At 44.6% G+C, this 21,404-nt stretch carries 25 protein-coding genes; 6 read left to right on the top strand and 19 right to left on the bottom strand.

Annotated elements, in window-relative coordinates; translation table 11 throughout:
• Positions 1-13: 13 nt before the first annotated feature.
• The 7 genes from queA to iolG all read right to left on the bottom strand — a co-directional run bounded on the left by queA (position 14) and on the right by iolG (position 5,994).
• Positions 14-1,042, bottom strand: coding sequence for a tRNA preQ1(34) S-adenosylmethionine ribosyltransferase-isomerase QueA (gene queA, locus KXD37_RS01750; RefSeq protein WP_106020188.1), 1,029 nt, complete (start codon positions 1,040-1,042; stop codon positions 14-16).
• Between the two features lie 26 nt (positions 1,043-1,068).
• Complete coding sequence (locus KXD37_RS01745; protein WP_003222669.1) at positions 1,069-1,269, bottom strand: DUF2905 domain-containing protein; 201 nt, start codon at positions 1,267-1,269, stop codon at positions 1,069-1,071.
• Positions 1,262-2,266: a Holliday junction branch migration DNA helicase RuvB gene (ruvB, locus tag KXD37_RS01740; protein ID WP_024122329.1), complete on the bottom strand. Its 1,005-nt coding sequence runs from the start codon at positions 2,264-2,266 to the stop codon at positions 1,262-1,264. The genes KXD37_RS01745 and ruvB overlap by 8 nt, the downstream gene beginning before the upstream one ends.
• A gap of 10 nt (positions 2,267-2,276) precedes the next feature.
• On the bottom strand, positions 2,277-2,882 hold the full coding sequence (ruvA, locus tag KXD37_RS01735) for a Holliday junction branch migration protein RuvA (RefSeq protein ID WP_024122330.1): 606 nt from the start codon (positions 2,880-2,882) through the stop codon (positions 2,277-2,279).
• A gap of 138 nt (positions 2,883-3,020) precedes the next feature.
• Positions 3,021-3,530, bottom strand: a complete 510-nt coding sequence (locus tag KXD37_RS01730; RefSeq protein WP_024122331.1) for an intercompartmental signaling factor BofC — start codon at positions 3,528-3,530, stop codon at positions 3,021-3,023.
• A 47-nt stretch (positions 3,531-3,577) separates the two neighbouring features.
• Positions 3,578-4,885, bottom strand: coding sequence for an MFS transporter (locus tag KXD37_RS01725; RefSeq protein WP_127696701.1), 1,308 nt, complete (start codon positions 4,883-4,885; stop codon positions 3,578-3,580).
• Positions 4,886-4,968: 83 nt separating this feature from the next.
• A complete protein-coding gene (gene iolG, locus KXD37_RS01720) occupies positions 4,969-5,994 on the bottom strand; it encodes an inositol 2-dehydrogenase (RefSeq protein ID WP_127696700.1) in 1,026 nt (341 codons plus the stop codon).
• A gap of 237 nt (positions 5,995-6,231) precedes the next feature.
• Here iolG and KXD37_RS01715 point away from each other — a divergent pair, with 237 nt between their 5' ends.
• Positions 6,232-6,882, top strand: a complete 651-nt coding sequence (locus tag KXD37_RS01715) for a phosphotransferase (RefSeq protein ID WP_106020190.1) — start codon at positions 6,232-6,234, stop codon at positions 6,880-6,882.
• Between the two features lie 41 nt (positions 6,883-6,923).
• On the opposite strand, the gene KXD37_RS01710 is transcribed toward KXD37_RS01715, so the two are convergent.
• The gene (locus tag KXD37_RS01710) at positions 6,924-7,046 is read right to left on the bottom strand and encodes a hypothetical protein (protein ID WP_127696699.1); all 123 of its coding nucleotides are present in this window, start codon (positions 7,044-7,046) and stop codon (positions 6,924-6,926) included.
• A 129-nt stretch (positions 7,047-7,175) separates the two neighbouring features.
• On the opposite strand from KXD37_RS01710, the gene KXD37_RS01705 reads away from it, so the two are divergent.
• Positions 7,176-7,574: a DUF5412 family protein gene (locus KXD37_RS01705; RefSeq protein ID WP_164848149.1), complete on the top strand. Its 399-nt coding sequence runs from the start codon at positions 7,176-7,178 to the stop codon at positions 7,572-7,574.
• A gap of 265 nt (positions 7,575-7,839) precedes the next feature.
• The gene (locus KXD37_RS01700) at positions 7,840-9,294 is read left to right on the top strand and encodes an alanine/glycine:cation symporter family protein (RefSeq protein WP_263463217.1); all 1,455 of its coding nucleotides are present in this window, start codon (positions 7,840-7,842) and stop codon (positions 9,292-9,294) included.
• 48 nt (positions 9,295-9,342) lie between these two features.
• Here KXD37_RS01700 and KXD37_RS01695 read toward each other — a convergent pair whose 3' ends face one another.
• From KXD37_RS01695 to nadB, 6 genes are all read right to left on the bottom strand, one after another.
• Positions 9,343-10,062, bottom strand: coding sequence for a YebC/PmpR family DNA-binding transcriptional regulator (locus tag KXD37_RS01695; RefSeq protein ID WP_106022198.1), 720 nt, complete (start codon positions 10,060-10,062; stop codon positions 9,343-9,345).
• A 103-nt stretch (positions 10,063-10,165) separates the two neighbouring features.
• Complete coding sequence (locus tag KXD37_RS01690) at positions 10,166-10,777, bottom strand: YhcN/YlaJ family sporulation lipoprotein (RefSeq protein WP_024122340.1); 612 nt, start codon at positions 10,775-10,777, stop codon at positions 10,166-10,168.
• A 146-nt stretch (positions 10,778-10,923) separates the two neighbouring features.
• Positions 10,924-12,087, bottom strand: coding sequence for a spore coat assembly protein SafA (safA, locus tag KXD37_RS01685; protein ID WP_106020193.1), 1,164 nt, complete (start codon positions 12,085-12,087; stop codon positions 10,924-10,926).
• A 115-nt stretch (positions 12,088-12,202) separates the two neighbouring features.
• Positions 12,203-13,306 (bottom strand): quinolinate synthase NadA, encoded by a 1,104-nt coding sequence (gene nadA / locus KXD37_RS01680; protein WP_127696697.1) that lies wholly within the window; start codon positions 13,304-13,306, stop codon positions 12,203-12,205.
• Entirely contained in the window at positions 13,293-14,162 is an 870-nt protein-coding gene (nadC, locus tag KXD37_RS01675) for a carboxylating nicotinate-nucleotide diphosphorylase (protein WP_263463216.1), read from the bottom strand. Before nadC ends, nadA begins: the two co-directional genes overlap by 14 nt.
• Positions 14,116-15,711 carry an L-aspartate oxidase gene (nadB, locus tag KXD37_RS01670; protein ID WP_188323186.1) on the bottom strand — a complete coding sequence of 532 codons (1,596 nt, stop codon included), beginning with the start codon at positions 15,709-15,711 and terminating at the stop codon, positions 14,116-14,118. The genes nadC and nadB overlap by 47 nt, the downstream gene beginning before the upstream one ends.
• A gap of 102 nt (positions 15,712-15,813) precedes the next feature.
• Between nadB and KXD37_RS01665 the strand changes: the two genes are divergently transcribed.
• Positions 15,814-16,995 (top strand): IscS subfamily cysteine desulfurase, encoded by a 1,182-nt coding sequence (locus KXD37_RS01665; protein WP_106020197.1) that lies wholly within the window; start codon positions 15,814-15,816, stop codon positions 16,993-16,995.
• Positions 16,961-17,503, top strand: a complete 543-nt coding sequence (locus tag KXD37_RS01660) for a transcription repressor NadR (RefSeq protein WP_095714293.1) — start codon at positions 16,961-16,963, stop codon at positions 17,501-17,503. Before KXD37_RS01665 ends, KXD37_RS01660 begins: the two co-directional genes overlap by 35 nt.
• Before the next feature lie 21 nt (positions 17,504-17,524).
• On the opposite strand, the gene pheA is transcribed toward KXD37_RS01660, so the two are convergent.
• From pheA to KXD37_RS01640, 4 genes are read right to left on the bottom strand one after another with little or no spacing between them, the layout of a single operon-like run.
• A complete protein-coding gene (gene pheA / locus KXD37_RS01655) occupies positions 17,525-18,382 on the bottom strand; it encodes a prephenate dehydratase (RefSeq protein ID WP_188323187.1) in 858 nt (285 codons plus the stop codon).
• Positions 18,383-18,399: 17 nt separating this feature from the next.
• Positions 18,400-18,843, bottom strand: a complete 444-nt coding sequence (gene thrR, locus KXD37_RS01650; RefSeq protein ID WP_010335153.1) for a transcriptional regulator ThrR — start codon at positions 18,841-18,843, stop codon at positions 18,400-18,402.
• Between the two features lie 54 nt (positions 18,844-18,897).
• A complete protein-coding gene (gene obgE, locus KXD37_RS01645) occupies positions 18,898-20,184 on the bottom strand; it encodes a GTPase ObgE (RefSeq protein WP_024122348.1) in 1,287 nt (428 codons plus the stop codon).
• A 34-nt stretch (positions 20,185-20,218) separates the two neighbouring features.
• A complete protein-coding gene (locus KXD37_RS01640) occupies positions 20,219-20,797 on the bottom strand; it encodes a sporulation initiation phosphotransferase B (protein ID WP_095714292.1) in 579 nt (192 codons plus the stop codon).
• A gap of 77 nt (positions 20,798-20,874) precedes the next feature.
• Here KXD37_RS01640 and KXD37_RS01635 point away from each other — a divergent pair, with 77 nt between their 5' ends.
• Positions 20,875-20,997, top strand: coding sequence for a hypothetical protein (locus KXD37_RS01635; protein WP_125825434.1), 123 nt, complete (start codon positions 20,875-20,877; stop codon positions 20,995-20,997).
• 119 nt (positions 20,998-21,116) lie between these two features.
• Here KXD37_RS01635 and rpmA read toward each other — a convergent pair whose 3' ends face one another.
• Entirely contained in the window at positions 21,117-21,401 is a 285-nt protein-coding gene (gene rpmA, locus KXD37_RS01630; protein WP_003222623.1) for a 50S ribosomal protein L27, read from the bottom strand.
• Between the last annotated feature and the right edge of the window lie 3 nt (positions 21,402-21,404).

The following is a 21,404-nucleotide window of genomic DNA, read 5'->3' as shown; positions in this document are numbered from 1 at the left end:
TCCTGTTCTCAATTTATATAATCAGCATTGCGTCGCCGAAGCTGAAGAAACGGTATTCTTCTTCAACCGCATGGTTATACGCACGCAGAACGTTTTCTCTGCCTGCAAGCGCACTGACCAGCATAATCAATGATGATTTCGGCAAGTGAAAGTTTGTAATCATTCCGTCAATGGCTTTGAATTCATAGCCCGGATAAATAAAAATAGATGTCCATCCGCTTGATGCTTTAAATCGCCCATCATGTTCACCGGCAATCGTTTCAAGCGTGCGGGTTGAGGTCGTGCCGACAGAAATAATCCGTCCGCCCTTTTCCCTTACGCTGTTTAAAGCCGCGGCCGTTTCTTCTGACATTTGATAGAACTCTGCATGCATATTATGCTCTTCCACTTCATCGGCACTGACCGGACGAAACGTTCCGAGACCGACATGCAGTGTGATGAACTCAATCTGAACGCCTTTGTCCTTCAGCTGCTGTAAAATGTCTTCCGTGAAATGAAGTCCGGCTGTAGGCGCAGCGGCAGATCCGATTTCTTTTGAAAACACCGTTTGGTAACGCTCTCTGTCATCAAGCTGTTCCTTAATATATGGCGGAAGCGGCATTTCTCCGAGTGATTCCAGCACCTCGTAAAAAATACCGTCATATTGGAACTCAACTTTTCTGCCGCCATGCTCCAGCTCTTCCGTGCAGACAGCTTTTAATCTGCCGTCTCCAAATGTTACAACGGTTCCTTTTTTTACCCGTTTTGCCGGTTTGACGAGCGTTTCCCACCTGTCACCGGCTTCCTGTTTCAGCAAAAGCAGTTCTACTTTTGCCCCCGTATCCTCTTTTGTTCCGAATAACCGGGCAGGCAAAACGCGGGTATTGTTCAGCACGAGACAATCCCCTTCTTTAAAGAAACTGATGATCTGTTTAAACGAGCTGTCTGTCAGCTCTCCTGTATGTTTATCAAGCACCATCAGCCTTGAAGCGTCACGCTGTACCAATGGCACCTGTGCAATTAAACGTTCCGGAAGTTCAAAATCAAATAAATCAACTTTCATAATTTCACCTTTATTCTAGTCTTTTGTTATTTCATTCTGCCGAAAAGATTAAGCAAGATTGATAATACCACACTTATGATAATACAAGTGACAACCGGGAAGAAAAACGTCACATTTCCTTTTTTTACAAAAATATCTCCCGGCATCTTGCCGACAAAATGCAAAACCGCTCCGATAATTAGCAAAACAGCACCAAGAATCATAATGATCTTAGGAAATTCAGTCATATCGGGGAGCCTCCATTTGAAAATGATGATAAACGGCCGGTGTGACGATCCTTCCCCGCGGCGTTCTCTGGATAAAACCGATTTGCAGAAGATACGGTTCGTACACATCTTCAATCGTATGCGGTTCTTCGCCGATCGTGGCTGAAATCGTATCAAGCCCCACCGGACCGCCGTTAAATTTTTCGATCATTCCCATCAGCAGCTTGTGATCAATGTGATCCAAGCCAAGACGGTCGACTTGAAGCCGCTCCAAAGCGTCCTGAGAAATCTCTTCTGTAATCCGGCTGTCGCCTAACACCTGTGCAAAATCCCGGACCCTTCTCAGCAGGCGGTTGGCCACCCGCGGCGTTCCTCTTGATCTTCTGGCAATCTCAAGCGCTGACGGCTGATCAATTTCAACCTCAAACACATCAGCCGTTCTCGTAACAATATCAGCAAGCTCTTCTTGTGTATAATACTCAAGCCGCGACATGACGCCGAATCGATCTCTTAACGGCGCCGTCAAAAGCCCTACTCTTGTCGTGGCGCCGACCAGTGTAAAAGGCGGAAGATCAAGACGGACTGAACGGGCAGAAGGCCCTTTTCCAATGACAATATCAAGACAAAAATCTTCCATTGCCGGATAAAGCACCTCTTCAATCGATCTGTGCAGCCTATGTATCTCATCGATAAATAATACATCCCCCGGCTCGAGCGCCGTTAAGATCGCAGCCAAATCACCCGGCCTTTCAATCGCAGGTCCCGAAGTCGTCCGCAACTCCACTCCCATTTCGTTGGCAACGATGGAAGCAAGCGTCGTTTTTCCAAGCCCTGGCGGACCGTATAAAAGAACATGATCAAGCGTTTCCTGTCTCATTTTTGCGGCATCTATAAAAACACGCAAATTCTCTTTTACCTTATGCTGCCCGATGTATTGAACCAGGCGCTGAGGCCTCAGGCTTTGCTCTATCACTGATTCATGGTTGTCTGCTTCACTTGAGACGAGCCGTTCATCCATGAACATCACCTTACTTCAATAGTTTTTGTAATGCTTTTTTTACGTACTGGTCTGTTGTCAGACCAATATCCTCTTTTAAGTGAGGAAGTACCTTTTTGATTTCTTTTTCGGCATAACCAAGTACCCTGAGGGCCTCGAGTGCTTCTTCAAGCGCCGTTTCTGCCGTTTGTTTTTCAAGTCTTTCTTCATGATTGAACAGATTTTCAATCATTTCAGGCACGACGTCAGCCAGCTTTCCTTTTAAATCAAGGATAATCTGGCGGGCAGTTTTTTTGCCGACACCCGGAAACTTGACTAAAAAGGCTTCATCTTCATTTTCAATTGCTTGAATGACCGCTCCCGGGTCACCTGATCCCAAAATGGCGAGTGCCCCTTTTGGACCGATTCCGGTCACATTTAACAGCTTTGTAAAGAGCGCTTTTTCCTCCCTTGTTGAAAAGCCGTATAGTAAAAACGCATCTTCTCTTACATGATGGTACGTAAAAATGGTTTCTTGACTTCTCTCCTTATATATAAACGGATTTGGCGTAAAAATCTGATAGCCGATGCCGCCGTTTTCTATCACAATATATTGGGGAGATACATAATCAATCGTCCCTTTAACAAATTCGATCACGAAAATTCACCTCTTTGACTGTTCTTCATTGTACCATAAAAACAGCCAAAGGCTTAAAGAAAAGTTAACATATGTTCGCTTCTCATTCATTGTTCCACGAAAAAAAAGACATGAGCACATGTCTTCAATCAGCAGTGGTCACCCGCTGTACGTCTTGATATGTTCTATGACATCTTCAAACTCCGCTTTCGTCCGAAACGGAATGCCTTTTTCGAGATTTTTTTGCATATGGCTCTCCAGTCTTTCTAAGTCAATTTGAAAAAAAGATTGAATCGGTTCAGAATCCGACTCCGGCCGTCCATGAAAGGTGGAAATTACTCCGCTGTCAGAAACGCCGATATAACCATTCACCTTGCTGAGCGGAGAAATATCGTCCACCTGCTTCCGAAATAGAACGTACCCATTTTTATGTTCGACAAGCGTCCATCCCGCATAATCCGCCCAAAAGTCATCCATGGACAGCACCTTTTCACGCTTATGCTCGATGCTGACCTCTCCATCCAAATACACTTTTTCAAGCTGCACATGCACTTGCAGCGGTTCATAGTGCTCCACTTCCGCCCCTGACGCGCGGGGAGCACCCATTAGAAAAGCTGCGGCTGAGCATAAAATCCCCAGCAACAGATACGCAGTGCTAAATCGTTTCACCCTTTACACCTCTTTGCACACGTTTATGACTAGTCTGACCAAAGAGGCTACTGCTTAACCGTTTCCTCAAAATTTGTTTGCACATTTTTCCTGACAAGCCGTTCCTCTGGATACATATCGGCGTGCCGTTCTGAAATCGTCAGAAATTGTGTCAGGAAAGCACTGAGAAAATATAATGCCGCAAAAATCCATATCACGCCGCCTGCGCCGAGCGGGCCGATAAAAAGGCTCACGATGCCGGGAGCAATAAAAGCGCACAGACCCGATCCCAGATTTAACACAGACATGGCAGCACCTTTGTTATCAGGCGCAAGCGTCGGCAAAAGCGCGCTTAATGGAACATATCCGGCCAGTGCCGCACCGTAGCAGCAGGCAATGATCATCAGCACCCAGTACTGATGCCCGATCAATTGCGGCGTGTAATAGAGCGCCAGTGTAAAAATGCCGCTGCCGACTCCGCCAAACCACATGACAGTATTGCGCCAGCCCAGTTTATCTCCGACCGCGCCGAAAATGATGTTAAATATAATGTTGACAAAAAACAGCGTCCCCCAAATTTGCAGCCATTCTGAAACAGAATAGCCGTAACGCGCCAAATAGGTCGGAAGAAATATCGCAAATCCGAATTGTCCGATAGCATTTATTGTCTTGACTACGCCGCCGATGCCGACTTTAGGATTTTCAAACATAATTGTAAACGCCTTCGACAGCTCTTTCCATTTCGGCTGATCTTGTTTTTGTACAGGCATAAATTTATCTTTATTAAAAAACAGTGCGAGAACTCCGCCTGCTGCCACAAATAGTAAAGCGCTCCAAAGCGTATTGATTTCTCCAATCGCCGGAACCGCATAGCTCGAATAAAACGGTCCAAGCACGTTCAGGCCGCACGTAAACATAAACCAAAACCAGCCGACGGCTTTACCAAGGATTTGCTGAGAGGTGCTGTATGATACCCATACAAGAAACGAGTATGCAAACAGCGGGTATCCCAAGCCCCTGAGCGCGTAGCTGCCCAAGAGAGCCGGATAGTACATATGAGGAATCGCCCAGCCGATAAAAGCAACCGAACCGAGGATAAAAGCAAGTAAACCGACCGTCATCGTCTTTCTTGGCCCCCAAGTCTGGACAAAGGTTCCTGATAGCCAAGCCGAAATCGTGACAGCAATGCCATACACCGTAAACAGCGAAGCAGATTGCTGCATACTGAGACCGTGATCAACAAGAAAAGGAGACAGCCATCCTTGCTCAAGTCCGTCTCCAACCATAAAGATGACCACACCAATATAACCCCAAATCATGTGAGAAGGAATACCGATTTTGTTTAAAGCATTTCCTTTAGCATGTGCTGTATTCATGATTTCCACCGCCTACTTTTTATAAAGTATCAATGGAATGTATATACCCAAGCTTGCTGTATTGTAATCCCTTTATCTGAATATTAAAAAACAATTTTTTCAGTATGTTCAATGCTGACAGGCATGCCTAAAGCGAGCGACTGCTGAGCCGCCCTTGCTATTCGTTCCGCCTGAAAGCCGTCCTCGCCGGTGCAGGCAGTCTCCCGATTGGTTTTGATCGCATCTGCAAACTGAAGAATCTCTTCTGTGTAGGCTTCCTTATAGCGTTCAAGAAAAAAGAAATGCGGTTTATCCTTCATGACAAAGTCAGCCGTTGACACTTCTACCGTCGTCGGCCTGCTGTTATCCGCTGCTGCCGAGCCTTTCGTGCCGAAAACCTCGACCCGCTGGTCATATCCGTACACAGCTTGACGGCTGTTGTCTATCACACCCATGGCACCGTTTGCAAATGTCAAGGTAATGACAGCCGTATCAATGTCCCCCAGCTCTGCAAAGGACGGATTCACCAAAGCCGCTCCTTTTGCATACAATTCCGTCACTTCACTTCCCATGATGTATCTCGCCATATCAAAATCGTGAATCGACATATCGATAAATAAGCCGCCTGATGTGCGGACATAATCAACATTCGGGGGTTCAGGGTCCCGTGACGTAATTTTTAATAAATGAGGCGGGCCGATTTCACCATTTGAGACAATGGTTTTGATTTTCTTAAAATGAGGGTCGAAACGGCGGTTAAATCCGACTTGCAGCTTAACCCCATGTTTCCGCACGGCCGCAAGTGCCTCCTTCGTTTCATCAGGAGAAAAACTGATTGGTTTTTCACAAAAAATATGTTTTTTCGCCTCAGCTGCTTCTCTGATGATTTGCGCATGTGTGTTTGTTGGCGAACAGATAAAAACAGCGTCAATATCAGGATCAAGCAATAAATCTCTATAGTCAGCGGTTATGTATTCAATGTGGTGACTGGCGGCCCAATCCTGTAAACAGCTTGCAGAAATATCAGAAACCGCTTTTATTTTCATATGAGGAATCCGATGTATATTTTGAACATGAAGTTTGCCGATGCGCCCTGCACCGATAATTCCTGTCACCATCTGTTTCGTCATAGCGTGTTCCCCCTTGATAGTTTACGAAAGCGCTTTATTTCAAATTAATAGTATCCCATTTGTAAGCGCTTTTCAAGGAGTGGAATCAACGTTTTCATGTCTCTTTTATCACAATCAAAGCTTATAGGTAGCCTTCTTTCCCAAGACCAGATACACTATATTTAGGCTCTTTTTCCTGAACAGTTTTGGATTTTCCTATAAACAACTGCATAAAATAGAGCAAAGAAGGTGAATGAAATGCTGACAAAAGCAGAGGCACTGGCCCATTCAGTCATATACCGCCAAAACAGCAGATTTGATAAAGTCAAAGAGAAACCCGAGGAATTAACATTGATCGGCAAGGGACGAAGCGCCTATGTGTTTGCCATAACAGAAGGTGACCGGAAAATGGCGCTGAAGGTATTTTTTCCGGAGTATCAAGCGACAGCCGTCAAAGAAGCAGCGATTTATGAAAAATTAGCCGGATCCGCATTCTACCCTGACATTTATGAAACTGGTGATTCATTTATTTTAATGGAATATATTAAAGGCGATACCTTTTACAACTGCCTGAAAAAAGGCATCGCGATCAGCGACGATATGATTCAGCAGGTAGAGGACGCACTTTCTGACGCCCGTGCAGCCGGCCTCAACCCGTCAGACATTCATTTGCGCAATCTGATTCTGACAGAATCCGGAGCAGTGCGGGTCATTGATGTTGCGAGATTTGAACAGACGAAAACGTGCACGCAGTGGGACGATTTAAAAACGGCGTATCATACGCTTTATAAAAAGCCGATTTTCCCGAAAAAAATCCCGGGCTTTTGGCTTGAGGTTATTGCTTTTTTATATAAAAAAGTTTGGTTTCAGAAGCACTTTGCACAACGGAAAAGAAAATATTTTTCATAGAAAAGGCAGCCGCATAAGCGGCTGCCTTTATCATTTTATTTTTACTTTCTGACAGCAGAAATTAAATTCATTTGTTCAGGCGACAGCTTGATGCGATATCCTCTCACACTCAAATAAACCGCGTCTGAGTTCTTTTCGCTGGAATGACAATATGTGTTTTCCATTTCTGTCTCCTCCACCCTTTATCTATTTTCTTTTATCATACCTGCACTTTATTGAGGAAATTTTAAAGAAATGTAAAGATCGTATAAAATCCGTGATGTGGTAAAAGAGAGAAAAAGGGAGATAGTCACATCAAAACACGCAGTAAAGTCCTTCTTATAATATTCTCATGTCTTCTGTTCTTCGGCGGTGCCGTCTATTGGATGTTTTTTTCACTGAAAAACGTTCCGAAAGGCAGCCTCGTACAATCAGTGGAATCGCCTGACGGAAGCTATACGCTAAACACTTATATATCCAAAAATACCTTAAGCTCAGATGCCGCCAGGGGCGAACTCGTGAATGAAAAAACACTTGTCAAAAAAACAATCTATTGGAATTATCCTGACAGCAGACTATCTGTTAAATGGTTGAACAACAATACAGTAAAAATCGGCAGCCAGACTTTACATCTCGATATCGATGAAACTTATGATTGGCGAAAGGATGATCATTGGATTCGTGAGGAACCGCCGCAAGCATCAGTGAGGTGAGATAATGAAAGATCCTTATCGTTTGCCTTTTATATACACAATGAGCTTGGCTATTTATTTCTCAAAGACTGTTTCATAATTGGTGTCCACATGCCTTTATAAACAGAAGCGCAGCGTACTTCATACGCTGCGCTTTTTTCACCCCATTCTCCCCTCTCATGATCATTACACGTTATATAATGTGACAGATTGATTGTAAAAATAGTTCAATTAACCCAAAATCCTCTTTATAAATGCAATCGAAACGACGTGAGGAGGAAGCTTGATGGCAGATGTTGTTGCTAGTTTAAACGCGGTCTTATGGAGTACACCCGTCATTTATATTTTATTAGGAATTGGATTGATCTTTTCTATTGTGACCCGTTTTTTACAAGTCAGACACATCAAGGAAATGATTGTGCTGATGTTTCAAGGCAAGAGCTCAGAGGCAGGGGTATCTTCGTTTCAAGCATTATCAATCGCGCTGTCCGGCAGGGTGGGGACCGGAAACATCGCAGGTGTGGCAACAGCAATTGCGTTCGGCGGACCCGGCGCGGTGTTCTGGATGTGGGCCATTGCTTTTATCGGTGCTTCGAGCGCCTTTGTTGAATCTACTCTTGCCCAAATTTATAAAGTGAAACAAGGCGGCCAATATCGAGGCGGACCCGCTTATTATATAGAAAAAGGATTAGGCATTAAGTGGTTTGCTGTTTTATTTGCGGCTGCGGCCCTTATTGCAATGGCTCTCCTTATGCCAGGGGTCCAGTCCAACTCCATTGCAGCGGGCGTCCAAAATGCATTCGGCATCTCTCCTGCCATTACTGGCTGTTTTCTTGTTCTCTTATTAGGTTTTATCATTTTCGGAGGTGTAAAACGTATCGCCAGTGCCGCACAAATGATTGTCCCGTTTATGGCAGTCGGATACATTCTGCTCTCTCTGATCATCATTGTGATGAATATTTCTGAACTGCCTGCTGTCATTTCTTTGATTTTCAGAAGTGCTTTTGCATTAGATTCCGCATTCGGCGGTCTCATCGGCATGGCCATTTCATGGGGCGTCAAACGAGGCATTTATTCAAACGAAGCCGGACAAGGAACAGGCCCTCATCCTGCTGCCGCCGCAGAGGTATCTCATCCGGTAAAGCAAGGATTGGTTCAGGCATTTTCTGTTTATATCGACACTTTATTTGTATGTTCCGCTACAGCATTCATGATTTTATTTACCGGTATGTACAATACACAGGCTGCCGACGGTTCATTTATTGTCAATCACCTGAAAGGTGTAGAAGCTGGACCGGGCTTCACTCAGGCCGCCATTGACAGTGTGCTGCCCGGCTTTGGTGCAGGCTTTGTCGCTATTGCTTTGTTCTTCTTCGCTTTTACAACCATTATGGCTTATTACTACATCGCTGAAACAAATATCACATATTTAGCGAGAGGCAGAGAAAGCAAGTGGGCAATGCTGGGCTTAAAACTGATCATTTTAGCCGCGACATTCTACGGTGCTGTCAAAACCGCTACACTTGCTTGGGCATTAGGTGACGCGGGACTTGGCATTATGGTTTGGCTGAACGTCATTGCCATTGTTTTGCTCGCCAAGCCGGCGCTTATTGCGTTAAAGAATTATGAGCAACAGAAGAAACAAGGCTTAGACCCAGTCTTTGATCCTAAAGCTCTCGGCATCAAAAACGCTGATTTCTGGGAGAAAGAATACACACACGAAAATGAGCGCGTCTCTTAAGATGAAAAAAGACCGGCCTGAGATCACTTCGCGCCGGTCATTTTTATATTACTGGTAATTTGTATACACTGCCTGAACATCATCATCGTCTTCAAGCGCATCGATCAATTTTTCCAGTTTTTCAACAGCCTCATCATCAGCCTCTGCATATGTTTTCGGAATCATGGTTACTTCAGCTGAATCAACTGGATAATTTGCTTCAAGTGCTGTTTTTACCTCTTCAAAACGTTCAGGCGCTGTTAATACCTCAAAGAATTCATCCTCTGTCTGCAGCTCTTCGCCGCCCGCTTCTATGACATCAAGCATCAAGTCATCCTCTTCTATTTGCCGATGTGTGCGGTCAATTGCAATGTACCCCTTCCGTTCAAACAAAAATGCTACACATCCGCTTTCTCCGAGACTTCCGCCGTTTTTATTGAAAGCTGTCCGCACATTTGTCGCCGTACGGTTTTTATTATCAGTTAAGCACTCCACCATGACGGCAACCCCTGAGGGACCGTAGCCTTCATAGGTGATTTCCTCGTAGCTGCTGCCGTCCTGGCTTCCTGCGGCTTTTTTTAGGGCACGGTCTATATTATCATTTGGCATATTGGCGCCTTTTGCTTTTTCAATCACAAGCCGCAATGCTGAATTTGCTTCAGGATCGGCTCCGCCTTGCTTTGCTGCCACATAGATTTCTTTAGCAAGCTTCATAAATACTTTTCCGCGCTTTGCGTCTTGCGCATTTTTTCTTTTTTGGATGTTTTTCCACTTAGAATGGCCAGCCATGCTTTCACCTTCCTTGATATTTCTATGTACACTTTAATGGGTATTGCAAGCCGTTGTAAAGAAAAAGACCGCCGGGAATCACTCTCCGGCAGCCTTCTTAGTCCTAGCGTCTGTTCATTTTATGAAGTCTTGTGAACAGTCCTTTATCTGTAGATACTTGAACGTCACGGCCATCCGCATAGTTTCGTGCGGCTTTTTTGACATTTTGCCTGTCAGACTGTGTAAAATCAGCGTGGCTTCTGACTGCGATGACTACTTTGTCATCCGTTACCATCACTTGTGTGTCGTTGACGTTTTTGACTTGTTTCACACGATTGGCGATTTTTGCGGCAAGTCTTCTGTTCTCTTGGTTGTCATACCCGTTGTTGTTCGTCCCATTTCGGTTCATGTTTCTGTTATTTGTGTTGTTATATGTTCCGTCAGTTGCCAATGGGACGCGATCATCTGCAGTAACACGGTCGTTTACATTGGTTGTGTTTCGGTCACGGCCGTTCTGGCCGTTCTGGTCCTCCATCAATTCAGAGACCGGGCCGTCGTGATCCATCCCGTCTCCCTGTCTGTCAGCGTCATTCTCATTTGTATAATATCCGATTGGACGGGTATTGCCGTTATTACCGTTATTACGCGTATCATTAAGGGCATCATTATTTGCGCCGCATGCTGTTAATCCGGCTGTCATCAAAATGAGGCCTGCAATTGTTAACTTTCTACCCAATGGAAAAACCCCCCGAGGACTGATTGAGCATGTTGTGCTCGTTTTTATCATGTGCATCAGGGAGATATGTTAAGCGTGTCAGTTATGACCATTCGACGATTGTAAGACAATATAAAAAAAGGAACGATTTACATCGTCCCGAACAATCATTCACTTTCTTCTTCCGGGCGTCCAAACATCTGGTTTGTTGAAGGCTGATTTGGCATGGAAGTTCCGGCTGCATACGGATTCGGATTTGCTCCTCCGTAAGGCATATAAGGAGTTCCATATGCTCCTCCCTGATATCCAGGTGCTGAGAAGTATGGCTGCTGATCATCGTCACACCCGCAATCATCATGATCCTTAAATGGCGGCATATAACCATGTGCCACATTTGGCTGATAAGCACCCATCACTTGAGGAGCGCCATAATAAGGACCATATGGCATATGCCCATAAGGAGATCCATAAGCCGGCGATGCATATTGAGGCGCGCCGTGCGAAGGCTGATATCCGTAATGCCCGTGATGGCTGTTTTCATGATGCTGGTTATCATATTCACCCGGATCATATTGCGAAGGTGATACAAAACCTGGCTGGTAGCCATAAGGCTGATGCATCGGAAATGCATGTGCAGGATAGTATGGGTAGCACAGGCCGGATCCAGGCAGTATCGGTGAGACAGGAACCGGACATGGCACAAAATGGGCTGGATACGGATAATATGGCTGAACTGCCGGCATATTCGGAACAGTGTGGTGGATGTTTTCTTCTTCCATACCGCCTACATCTGGCGCCTTAGGCGTATTGGGCATATTCGGATAATTTGCATTTTCCATATTACTCATTGCCTCCTGTTGTGGAAATTGATCTTGCATGTCATACATATGATCTATATTTCCGTCATGATGCTTTTTAGGCTCCTCCGGTTTAGGAGGTGACCAAGGCTGAAAAAGCTGATTCATATCATAATAATCGTTCACATCAGCTTCAGGATACACATTATCATGCAAATTCGGCATCGGCGGGACAAAAGGAACAGACTGCTTTTCTTTCGGTTTTGTGTCTTCTACGTCGACAACGGATTTAGGCTTCTCCTTAGAAAATGGATGTTCTTGCTTCTCATCCCCGACTGCCGCCGGACTTTTGCCCGCTTTTATCTCTTTTCTGACTGGAACACCTCCAGACGGCACTTTTATTTTCATCCCAGGCATGATTAAATCTGGATTGCTGAGCTGCGTATTGAGTTTTTTTACTTCCTCAACATCAACTCCGTATTTTTCAGCTATTTTCCAGAGTGAATCGCCTTTTTGAACGATATGGATTTTCAACGTTTTCCCCTCCTATGCAAAACGTGAACAGTTCAGTTGTGATTACAATATGTTTCTTCACAACATATGCCTGATCGAAAGAAATTATGAGTACAGGAGGGGAAATATTTCTGGTTTACGTGATGGAAAGCATTCGATTCAGCGCAAGAAGGGCATCGTCCTGAATGACTTTCGGCACTTTGATCACGCCTGCTGGTTCTCCTTTTTCTATTTGTTCTAAAGACCAGAGCAAATGCGGGAGGTCAATTCGATTCATCGTCAGACATGGACACATATCCGGATTGAGTGATTCAATTTGTTTGTCGGAATGCTCTTGAATCAGTCGCTGAACAAGATTCATTTCTGTACCGATTGCCCATTTGCTTCCCGGCTGAGCGTGGCTGATTGTATCAATAATATATTTCGTTGATCCGCTGTCGTCACTTTGCATTACGACTTCATGGGAGCATTCAGGATGAACAATGATCCGGATGTCAGAATCTCGTTCTCTCAAATCATTTATATTTTTCACGGTGAATTTTTCATGAACAGAGCAGTGGCCTTTCCAAAGAATAACCTTGATATCGTTTTGTTCTGCCTCGTTCTCTAATTGATCTTGAATCGGGTCCCAGACAGCCATGTCCTCAAGCGGGATACCAAGTTCATAAGCGGTGTTCCTTCCTAAATGCTGATCAGGCAGAAATAAAATGCGTTTTTTCTGTGTAAACGCCCATTCAAGCACTTTTTTGGCATTGGATGAGGTTACAGTCGCTCCGCCGTGCTTTCCGACAAATGCCTTGATCTCCGCTGTAGAATTCACATAGGTTAATGGTATGATCGTGTCGCCGAATATATGCTGAAGTTTCTCCCACGCCCTGTTCGTCTGCTGCATGTCAGCCATATCAGCCATAGAACAGCCCGCTCTCATATCTGGCAGGATGACCGTTTGGTCCGTACCTGTCAGCATATCAGCGGTCTCTGCCATAAAATGTACGCCGCAAAATACAATATATTCCGCATCCTTATTTTTTTCCGCCATTTGGGCAAGCTGGAGTGAATCGCCCGTTTGGTCAGCAAATTGAATTACTTCATCCTTTTGATAATGATGGCCTGGAATAAACAACTTGCTCCCGAACTTTTCCTTAATGGCTGCAACACGTCTCTCCATCTCTTTCATTGACAGCCCTTTATAATGGTCAGGCATCATTTCAAATTGTTTGATTGCCTCAAGAATTGACATAACCGCATTCCTCCACTGACTGATTTGTTAACGCTACATCCATGCTGATATCTAAGCTTCTGACCGAATGAGTCAGAAATCCTAAGGAAATATAATTCACACCCGTCCCTCTAAAAGTGGGCAGAGATTCTAATGTAATTCCTCCGGAAGCTTCGGTTTTAATGTGATCCGGTGTGATATTTGCAAAATGGCGGACAGTGTCAGGCGGGCAATTGTCAAACATAATGACATCAGCTTCAGCAAGAATGGCTTCTCTGAGCTGCTCCTCAGATTCAATTTCCACTTCAATATTCACCATGTGCCCTGCTGCCTGCCGCGCTTTTTCACACGCCTTTACAATGGAACCGCAAGCTGCAATATGATTATCTTTGATCATGATTCCGTCGTACAGGCCGAATCGATGGTTATATCCTCCTCCGATCCTGACCGCATATTTTTCGAGCATTCTTAACCCCGGCGTCGTTTTCCTTGTGTCACAAACCTTAATCTGTTCATCATCAAGCCGTTCAACAGCCTGCCTTGTCATCGTCGCAATACCCGACAGCCTTTGAATAAGATTTAATACTACCCTCTCTCCAGAAAGAAGAGCAGCGGCCGGCCCGCGTAAGACGGCAATCACATCACCCTTTCGCAAATGATCTCCATCTTTTTTGTGTAAAAACGTCTGAACCTTTTCATCTAAAAAGGCAAAGCCTTCCTTTATTACCGCAGCTCCGGCGAAAATGCCGTCTGACTTTGCAACAATTGAGGCCTCACAGTTCTGTCCTTCAAAGATGGACTGTGATGTAAGATCTCCCGTCCCTATATCCTCATGAAAAAAGTGATTCAGCAATTTTTTCAGCTGTAAATGATTCATTTCTCCAAATCCCTTCGTTTTTTCTCATTTTGGTTCCCTTTTTTGTATGGACAATTTGTTTGCCTTGCCAGCCTGTATCAGCCTGAGGGATATCAATTCGAAAATGCGCCCCCCTGCTTTCTTCCCGCAATAGAGCAGACGAAGTCATCAGCTTTGCAACCTGCCACAAGTGAGAAAGCTCCAGCTGCGGAATTGTGATATCCTTCACATTTATCTTCTGAGATGGGAGCCCATAAAGCCAATTGCTCATCTCAATCAGTCTGTCTTTTTCTCTTACTATGGACATGTCGCTTGTCATTCTGTTTTGCAGTTCAGAAAGCTCGATATTCGGCACCGCATAAACTCCGCTGGTTTCACCGTTGAATTGACTATACCTGATATCAACCGGTTTTCTCATGATATGTTCTGCTGCTCTTTTACCAAATACAAGTGCCTCCAGCAAGGAATTGCTCGCAAGACGATTGGCTCCGTGTAAGCCGGTGCATGCAGTTTCCCCTATCGCGTAAAGCCCGGGCACAGTTGTTTCTCCCCACCGATTGACTGAAACGCCTCCCATTAAGAAATGCATTCCCGGCGCAACAGGTATTTTTCTTTTACGAATATCAACCCCTGCCTTTTCGCAAATAGAGGTGATTGTGGGAAAACGCACTTCGAAGTCAGAAATAGCGCTGCAATCAATATACACACGTTTTCCTTTTGCTATTTCTTCATGAATCACCCGCGAGACGACGTCCCGTGGTGCTAAATCCTCCAGCGGATGCCGTCCGGCCATAATACGGCGGCCGTTTTGGTCTGTTATAAAACCGCCCTCACCTCTGACTGCCTCTGAAACAAGCCCACACGAGACGCCATTTTTGACGAGAAGTGTAGGATGAAACTGGGTAAACTCTAAATCAGTTAATTCCGCTCCGGCCCGGTAAGCAAGTGAAAGACCATCACCCGTGACAGATGGATCGTTCGTATGGTGCTGAAACAAGCTTCCGCATCCGCCAGCTGCCAGCACAACCTCATCCGCATGCCGCAAATTGATCCGGCCGCGGCTGTCTTTCGTCACTACACCGGCACAGCGCCCATTCTTCATCAGCAAATCAACCGCTGTTTCATTCTCGATGACTTCGATTTGGCTATTGATTTGTTTCAGCAAGTAATCAATAAGCATGCTGCCTGTAGCGTCTCCTCCCGCATGAAATATGCGGTTACGCGTATGGGCTCCTTCCCTGCCAAGGCTGACTTTGCCTTGTTTATCCCGGTCAAATGGAAAGTCATTCTCCAAAAAGTTCTCAATGATGGTTTTTCCATCAAGTAAAACGTCTGATACGATGTTTTGATCGTTATGTCCGCAGCCTGCATATAACGTATCCTCCATATGAGACGCAATCGAGTCATCTTTTGCATAAGCCGCCGCAATTCCGCCCTGTGCATGTCTTGAATTGCTGTTTTTTGTGCTTTTTTTCGTGATGACAGTCACCTGGTATGATGGCGGAAGTGCAGAAGCCAGGGCAAGTGCCGCCGCTCCTGAACCAATAACCACAATCGTCTTTATAGACATATGCCACCTCCTGTTGTTTACACCTGTCTTGACACCTATATTTACACAACGATAAAATAAACTCAAGAGTTTTTTATGAAGAACATATGGAGGAAAGACCGGATGATTTATTTAGATTATGCAGCAACCACGCCAATTTGCGAGGAAGCACTGGACGTATTTCAGAAGCTCAGCATTGATATGTACGGGAATGCCAGCAGCTTGCATGACGCTGGGGGAAAAGCAAATCATATACTGGAGTACTGCCGGGGGAAAATAGCTGACATAATCGGCGGAGAAACAGGCGGTATATATTTTACAAGCGGCGGCACTGAATCCAATTTTCTTGCCATTCAATCATTGTTAAACGGCCTGCCAAAAACAAAAAGACATTTTATTACGACTGCCATGGAACATCAATCAATCCATAACTGTGCTGCTTTACTGCAGAATCATGGCTTTGACGTGACAATCATTAAGCCTAACGAGTACGGACTTATTACCGAGGAAATATTGGCAGCTCATATTCGCCCGGACACAGGCCTGGTTTCTATTCAGCATGCCAATTCAGAAACAGGAATTATTCAGCCCATTAAACACCTGTCATCGTATCTTCACAACAGGCAAATTCTTCTTCATTGTGATGCGGTACAAACATTCGGCAAACTGCCCATCCATACTGAAGAAATGGGGGTGGATGCTCTCTCTATTTCCAGTCACAAAATTCACGGCCCTAAAGGAGTCGGAGCTGTCTATATTCGGCCGGACGTCAATTGGAAACCGGTGTACCCTGACACCGTTCATGAGAATGGGTTTCGAGCAGGCACGATAAACGTACCGGGTATCGGAGCCTTTACAGCGGCAGCGGAGCTGATCGTAAGTGAAATGGAAAGTCAGATATCCCATAATCAAATGTTAAGACAATACTTTTTAGAACAAATCCGTATTCGGTCTCTCCCTGTAACCCTTGCGGCAGATGGTGCAAACACAGAATGTCTGCCCCATATTATCGGGTGTTTTTTTGGCTCATTTGAAGGACAATATGTTATGTTAGAATGTAATCGGAATAATATTTGCATTTCAACGGGCAGCGCTTGTTCTGCAGGTTATCACGGGCCGTCTGAAACGATGAAAGCGTTAAGAAAAACAGAACAGGAAGCCCTGCAATTTATCCGCATCTCTTTCGGAAAAAACACAACAACTGAACAGCTGGATATGTTATTACATACGTTTACAGCGCTTTTGGAACAAAGGAAAGGAGAATATCATATTGACCGAAGAATTAAAGCTCTTGGGCGCCAATAGGCGTGAGCAGCTTCTTTTGTGGCTGAAGGAATCCACATCGCCGCTGACAGGAGGAGAGCTCGCAAAAAAAGCAAATGTTTCGAGACAGGTGATCGTTCAGGATATCTCGCTTTTAAAAGCGAGAAACGAGCCGATTATCGCCACAAGCCAAGGCTATGTCTATCTGGACGCCGCCGCTCAGAAGCATCAGCAGGCAGAAAGAATTATAGCGTGTCTGCACGGGCCTGAACGGACAGAAGAAGAATTGCAGCTCATCGTGGATGAAGGGGTAACTGTAAAAGACGTAAAAATTGAGCATCCTGTATACGGAGATTTAACTGCAGCGATCCAAGTCGGCACGCGAAAAGAAGTCGAACATTTCATCAAAAAGATCAATTCCACAAATGCCGCCTATTTATCACAGTTGACAGATGGTGTGCATCTTCATACACTGACAGCACCCGATGAACATCGCATCGATCAAGCCTGTCAAGCACTCGAAGAAGCCGGTATTTTGATTGAAGACTAAAAAAAGCCCTAATAGGGCTTTTTATAATTGATAAGATTGATATGTACCAAGCAGCTTTACTTTGCATCCGAGCGCTTCAAGCTCCTGCATAGCCCCAGGGATTAATACTTCATCAAACGCCTGTTCAATATCAATAATAAAGAAATAATTCCCTAACCCGGTTTTGGTCGGACGGGATTCGATTTTTGACAGGTTTAAGTTTCTCCAAGAAAAAGCAGACAGCACTCTATGCAGCGCTCCGGACTGATCATCCTGCGGAAGCATCACCATCAGTGTTGTTTTTGGTCTTGAATTCAATTTTGAATTCACTTCAAAGGTTATATTTTCATCAGGAGACAGAATGACAAATCGCGTATGATTGTCTCTATAATCCTGTATATCCCGTTTTACGATTTTTAATTCGTATGTAGAAGCCGCCATTTCATTGGCAATCACCCCGATATTCAGCTCGGGATGGTCACTGACAAACTTTGCCGCCGCTCCGGTTGAATTGGCGTATTCATACGGCACGGAAGAAAAATGCCGATGCAGAAATTTATGGCACTGCGCAATCGCATGTGAGTGAGAATAAATTTTGTCTAGATCTTTCCACGTATTTTCTCTGGAAGGATGAACGAGTAAGTGCTGATGAATCGGTAATGTCATTTCACCTACGATGGGCAGAGGCTGTTCATGTATTAAATAGTCTATTGTTAAATTTACTGATCCTTCTAATGCGTTCTCTAAAGGAACAAAAGCAAAATCAACCTCACTTGCGACTGCCGCATCTATACATTCCGGTATCGTGCGGTAAGCAACATGCTCGGCGCCATTTTGGAAACAAGAACTGACTGCTAGATGTGTGAATGTAGCTGCTGGACCTAAATAACCGACTTTCATGACGATATTCTCTCCCCTTACGCTCCTGAACCTAATATTTCAACCTTTTCTACAAAGTCAAACTTTCTCATCTTGTTCATTAATGTATGAATATCCTCTTCCATTGCAGATGTACTGATAGACAGCGTTACGTTTGCTCTCCCTTGAAGCGGGATGGTCTGGTGAATGGAAAGAACGTTGCTTCCAGAGTCAGCCACCGCCTGAAGGAGCTGAGATAACGCCCCGGAGCGATCCTCTAAATGAAAGAAAAGTGTGATAATTTGCTCTTTAACCATTGTATAAAAAGGAAAAACGGCATCTCTGTATTTATAAAATGCACTTCTGCTTAAATCCACCTTTTGAACGGCATCTGCCACTGATTCTGCTTTTTTTCGATCCAGCAGTTTTTTGACTTCCAATGTTTTTCTCATCGCATCAGGCAACACATCTTCACGGACAAGATAAAACGTCTCCTCTTTCACTTGCATCCCCCCTTTTGAAAATAGAGAGCCTGATATCCAGGCTCTCACCCATCATTAATCAATAAATTCAAATTCGAATTCAAGAAGTCTGATAATGTCTCCGTCTTTGGCCCCGCGTTCTCTGAGTGCTTCATCAACACCCATTCCCCGCATCTGTCTTGCAAATCGTTTAACAGATTCATCACGTGAGAAATCAGTCATCTTGAATAACCGCTCAAGACTGTCTCCTGAAAGCACAAAGACTCCGTCAGGATCTCGCGTGATGCTGAATGGCACTTCTTCATTCTCCATCGTGTACATAACACGGTTTTGCGTAAGCTCTTCCTCGTCATACAGCGGGAATTCCGGAGTGTTTTCCAGCTGATTGGCAACTTCATACAGAAGCTCGCGAAGACCTTCTCTTGTCACTGCACTGACCGGGAACACCGGATAATCATCCGTCAGCTTTTCTTTAAACCCTTCAAGATTTTCCGCCGCCTGCGGCATGTCCATTTTATTTGCGACAATAATTTGCGGGCGCTCAGTGAGACGCAAATTGTACTCGCTCAATTCCTGATTAATTGTCACATAATCCTCATACGGATCGCGGCCTTCCAAGCCGGACATATCAATGACATGAACGATAACACGGGTCCGCTCAATATGGCGCAAAAATTGGTGGCCAAGCCCGACGCCTTGATGAGCCCCTTCAATCAGTCCAGGCAAATCGGCTATAACGAAGCTCCGTCCATCATCTGTTTCGACCATGCCAAGATTCGGAACAAGTGTCGTAAAATGATAATCCGCAATTTTCGGTTTTGCAGATGAAACGACGGACAACAAAGTCGATTTTCCTACACTTGGGAACCCGACAAGCCCGACGTCTGCAAGCACTTTTAATTCAAGAACAACATAGCGTTCTTTTCCCGGTTCACCGTTTTCTGAGAGCTGAGGTGCGGGGTTCGCCGGTGTGGCAAAGCGTGAGTTCCCTCTTCCGCCTCTTCCGCCCCTTGCGATGACAGCCTGCTGTCCATGTTCGGTTAAATCGGCAATGACCTGTTTTGTATCATCGTCTGTCACAACAGTGCCAGGCGGAACTTTAATGACCATATCATCAGCATTTCGTCCATGCTGGTTTTTTGACATGCCATGCTCGCCGCGAATCGCTTTAAAGTGTTTTTTATATCTAAAATCCATAAGAGTACGGAGACCTTCGTCCACTTCAAAAACGACGTCTCCTCCTTTTCCGCCGTCGCCGCCGGCAGGGCCGCCTTTCGGCACATATTTTTCACGGCGAAACGCAACCATCCCGTTGCCTCCGTCGCCGCCTTTTACATACACTTTCACCTGATCTACAAACATAATGTCCTCCGTTCTAAACCGTTAAAAAACTCCGCTAGTTCAACCCAATTTCAATCAGACATTCGTGACTTGTGATCTCAAAACGCATGATATCAAAGTCCTCATATCCATTTTGCCGAAAATCGTCAAAGGCAGATATATTGGCAAAAGTGCCGTGAAAATCAAGGTACAGAATCAGCTGTCTGTCAGGATGATCGGTTTGAAGCGAAACGGTTAAATGATTTTCACTGCCTCTAGTGACTGCTTGTTCAAACAGATCAAACAGCTTTCTCATCAGTTTCGCCAATTTTTGATCATAAGCTGACAAATCCTTAATTTCCCCGAGAACTTCATATTCAAGTGTCATACATTGGGCTTTCCAATTAAACGTAAGAAAATCAAACGCTAAATGCGGTGTTTTCAGGTTTGAGAGCTTTGATTCGTGCTTAGCGTCTATCACCATTTCTTCAATGATTTCAAAGACGCGGTCATACTTCTGCAAGCTTAAGTTTCCTTTAATTAGCTGCAGCTTATTCATCCAATCATGCCGGGAATGGCCAAGAAGATGAATCAGTTCATTTGTTAAAGCCGTATCGCTTATATTTTCTTCTTGATTTTTTGAAACATCCTTCATTTTCGCACTCCCAATCATTTGATTTCTTATTTAGGAGTCTGTATAAGTGTGTATTATGAATTATAACAGAGAAGGCTTTGATAGAAAAACAATTGTTTTTCCCAGAAATATCATGTTCCTTTTTTCTGGCTTCGGTTGATTTTCAGCCAGGCAGAACATTTTATGTATTACTGCTTGGGGAACATATCCAGTGGGTTTGAGACATTCGTTCTCATTCTTGGCGGGGTCTGCTCGCACATACTCTGCATAACATTCTTGATGCTTACTCCGCATATTGCAAAAAAAACTCCAGTCATCATCGACCGGAGTTTTTGAATCATTATTGAGCTACAGGATATACGCTCACTTTTTTGCGGTCACGGCCGAAACGTTCGAATTTAACAGTTCCGTCGATTTTCGCAAAAAGAGTGTCATCTCCGCCGCGGCCCACGTTTTCACCTGGGTAAATTTTTGTTCCGCGTTGACGGTAAAGGATAGAACCGCCTGTTACGAATTGACCGTCAGCACGTTTAGCACCTAAACGTTTAGCCTCAGAGTCACGTCCGTTCTTTGTAGAACCTACTCCTTTTTTAGAAGCGAAAAACTGAAGATCTAATCTAAGCATGTA

Source organism: Bacillus sp. XT-2 (genome assembly GCF_025696525.1).
Lineage (GTDB): Bacteria > Bacillota > Bacilli > Bacillales > Bacillaceae > Bacillus > Bacillus halotolerans.
This window is presented reverse-complemented; position numbering and strand designations above follow the sequence as displayed.

Bases quoted from the DNA above. Each gene is read 5' to 3' on its own strand.
- pheA (WP_188323187.1), bottom strand. From the start codon at position 18,382: ATGAAAGTCGGTTATTTAGGTCCAGCAGCTACATTCACACATCTAGCA.
- KXD37_RS01700 (WP_263463217.1), top strand. From the start codon at position 7,840: ATGGCAGATGTTGTTGCTAGTTTAAACGCGGTCTTATGGAGTACACCC.
- KXD37_RS01745 (WP_003222669.1), bottom strand. From the start codon at position 1,269: ATGACTGAATTTCCTAAGATCATTATGATTCTTGGTGCTGTTTTGCTA.
- KXD37_RS01725 (WP_127696701.1), bottom strand. From the start codon at position 4,885: ATGAATACAGCACATGCTAAAGGAAATGCTTTAAACAAAATCGGTATT.
- nadC (WP_263463216.1), bottom strand. From the start codon at position 14,162: ATGAATCATTTACAGCTGAAAAAATTGCTGAATCACTTTTTTCATGAG.
- KXD37_RS01665 (WP_106020197.1), top strand. From the start codon at position 15,814: ATGATTTATTTAGATTATGCAGCAACCACGCCAATTTGCGAGGAAGCA.
- nadB (WP_188323186.1), bottom strand. From the start codon at position 15,711: ATGTCTATAAAGACGATTGTGGTTATTGGTTCAGGAGCGGCGGCACTT.
- KXD37_RS01695 (WP_106022198.1), bottom strand. From the start codon at position 10,062: ATGGCTGGCCATTCTAAGTGGAAAAACATCCAAAAAAGAAAAAATGCG.
- iolG (WP_127696700.1), bottom strand. From the start codon at position 5,994: ATGACGAAACAGATGGTGACAGGAATTATCGGTGCAGGGCGCATCGGC.
- rpmA (WP_003222623.1), bottom strand. From the start codon at position 21,401: ATGCTTAGATTAGATCTTCAGTTTTTCGCTTCTAAAAAAGGAGTAGGT.
- queA (WP_106020188.1), bottom strand. From the start codon at position 1,042: ATGAAAGTTGATTTATTTGATTTTGAACTTCCGGAACGTTTAATTGCA.
- nadA (WP_127696697.1), bottom strand. From the start codon at position 13,306: ATGTCAATTCTTGAGGCAATCAAACAATTTGAAATGATGCCTGACCAT.
- KXD37_RS01640 (WP_095714292.1), bottom strand. From the start codon at position 20,797: ATGAAGGATGTTTCAAAAAATCAAGAAGAAAATATAAGCGATACGGCT.
- KXD37_RS01715 (WP_106020190.1), top strand. From the start codon at position 6,232: ATGCTGACAAAAGCAGAGGCACTGGCCCATTCAGTCATATACCGCCAA.
- ruvB (WP_024122329.1), bottom strand. From the start codon at position 2,266: ATGGATGAACGGCTCGTCTCAAGTGAAGCAGACAACCATGAATCAGTG.
- KXD37_RS01710 (WP_127696699.1), bottom strand. From the start codon at position 7,046: ATGGAAAACACATATTGTCATTCCAGCGAAAAGAACTCAGACGCGGTT.
- obgE (WP_024122348.1), bottom strand. From the start codon at position 20,184: ATGTTTGTAGATCAGGTGAAAGTGTATGTAAAAGGCGGCGACGGAGGC.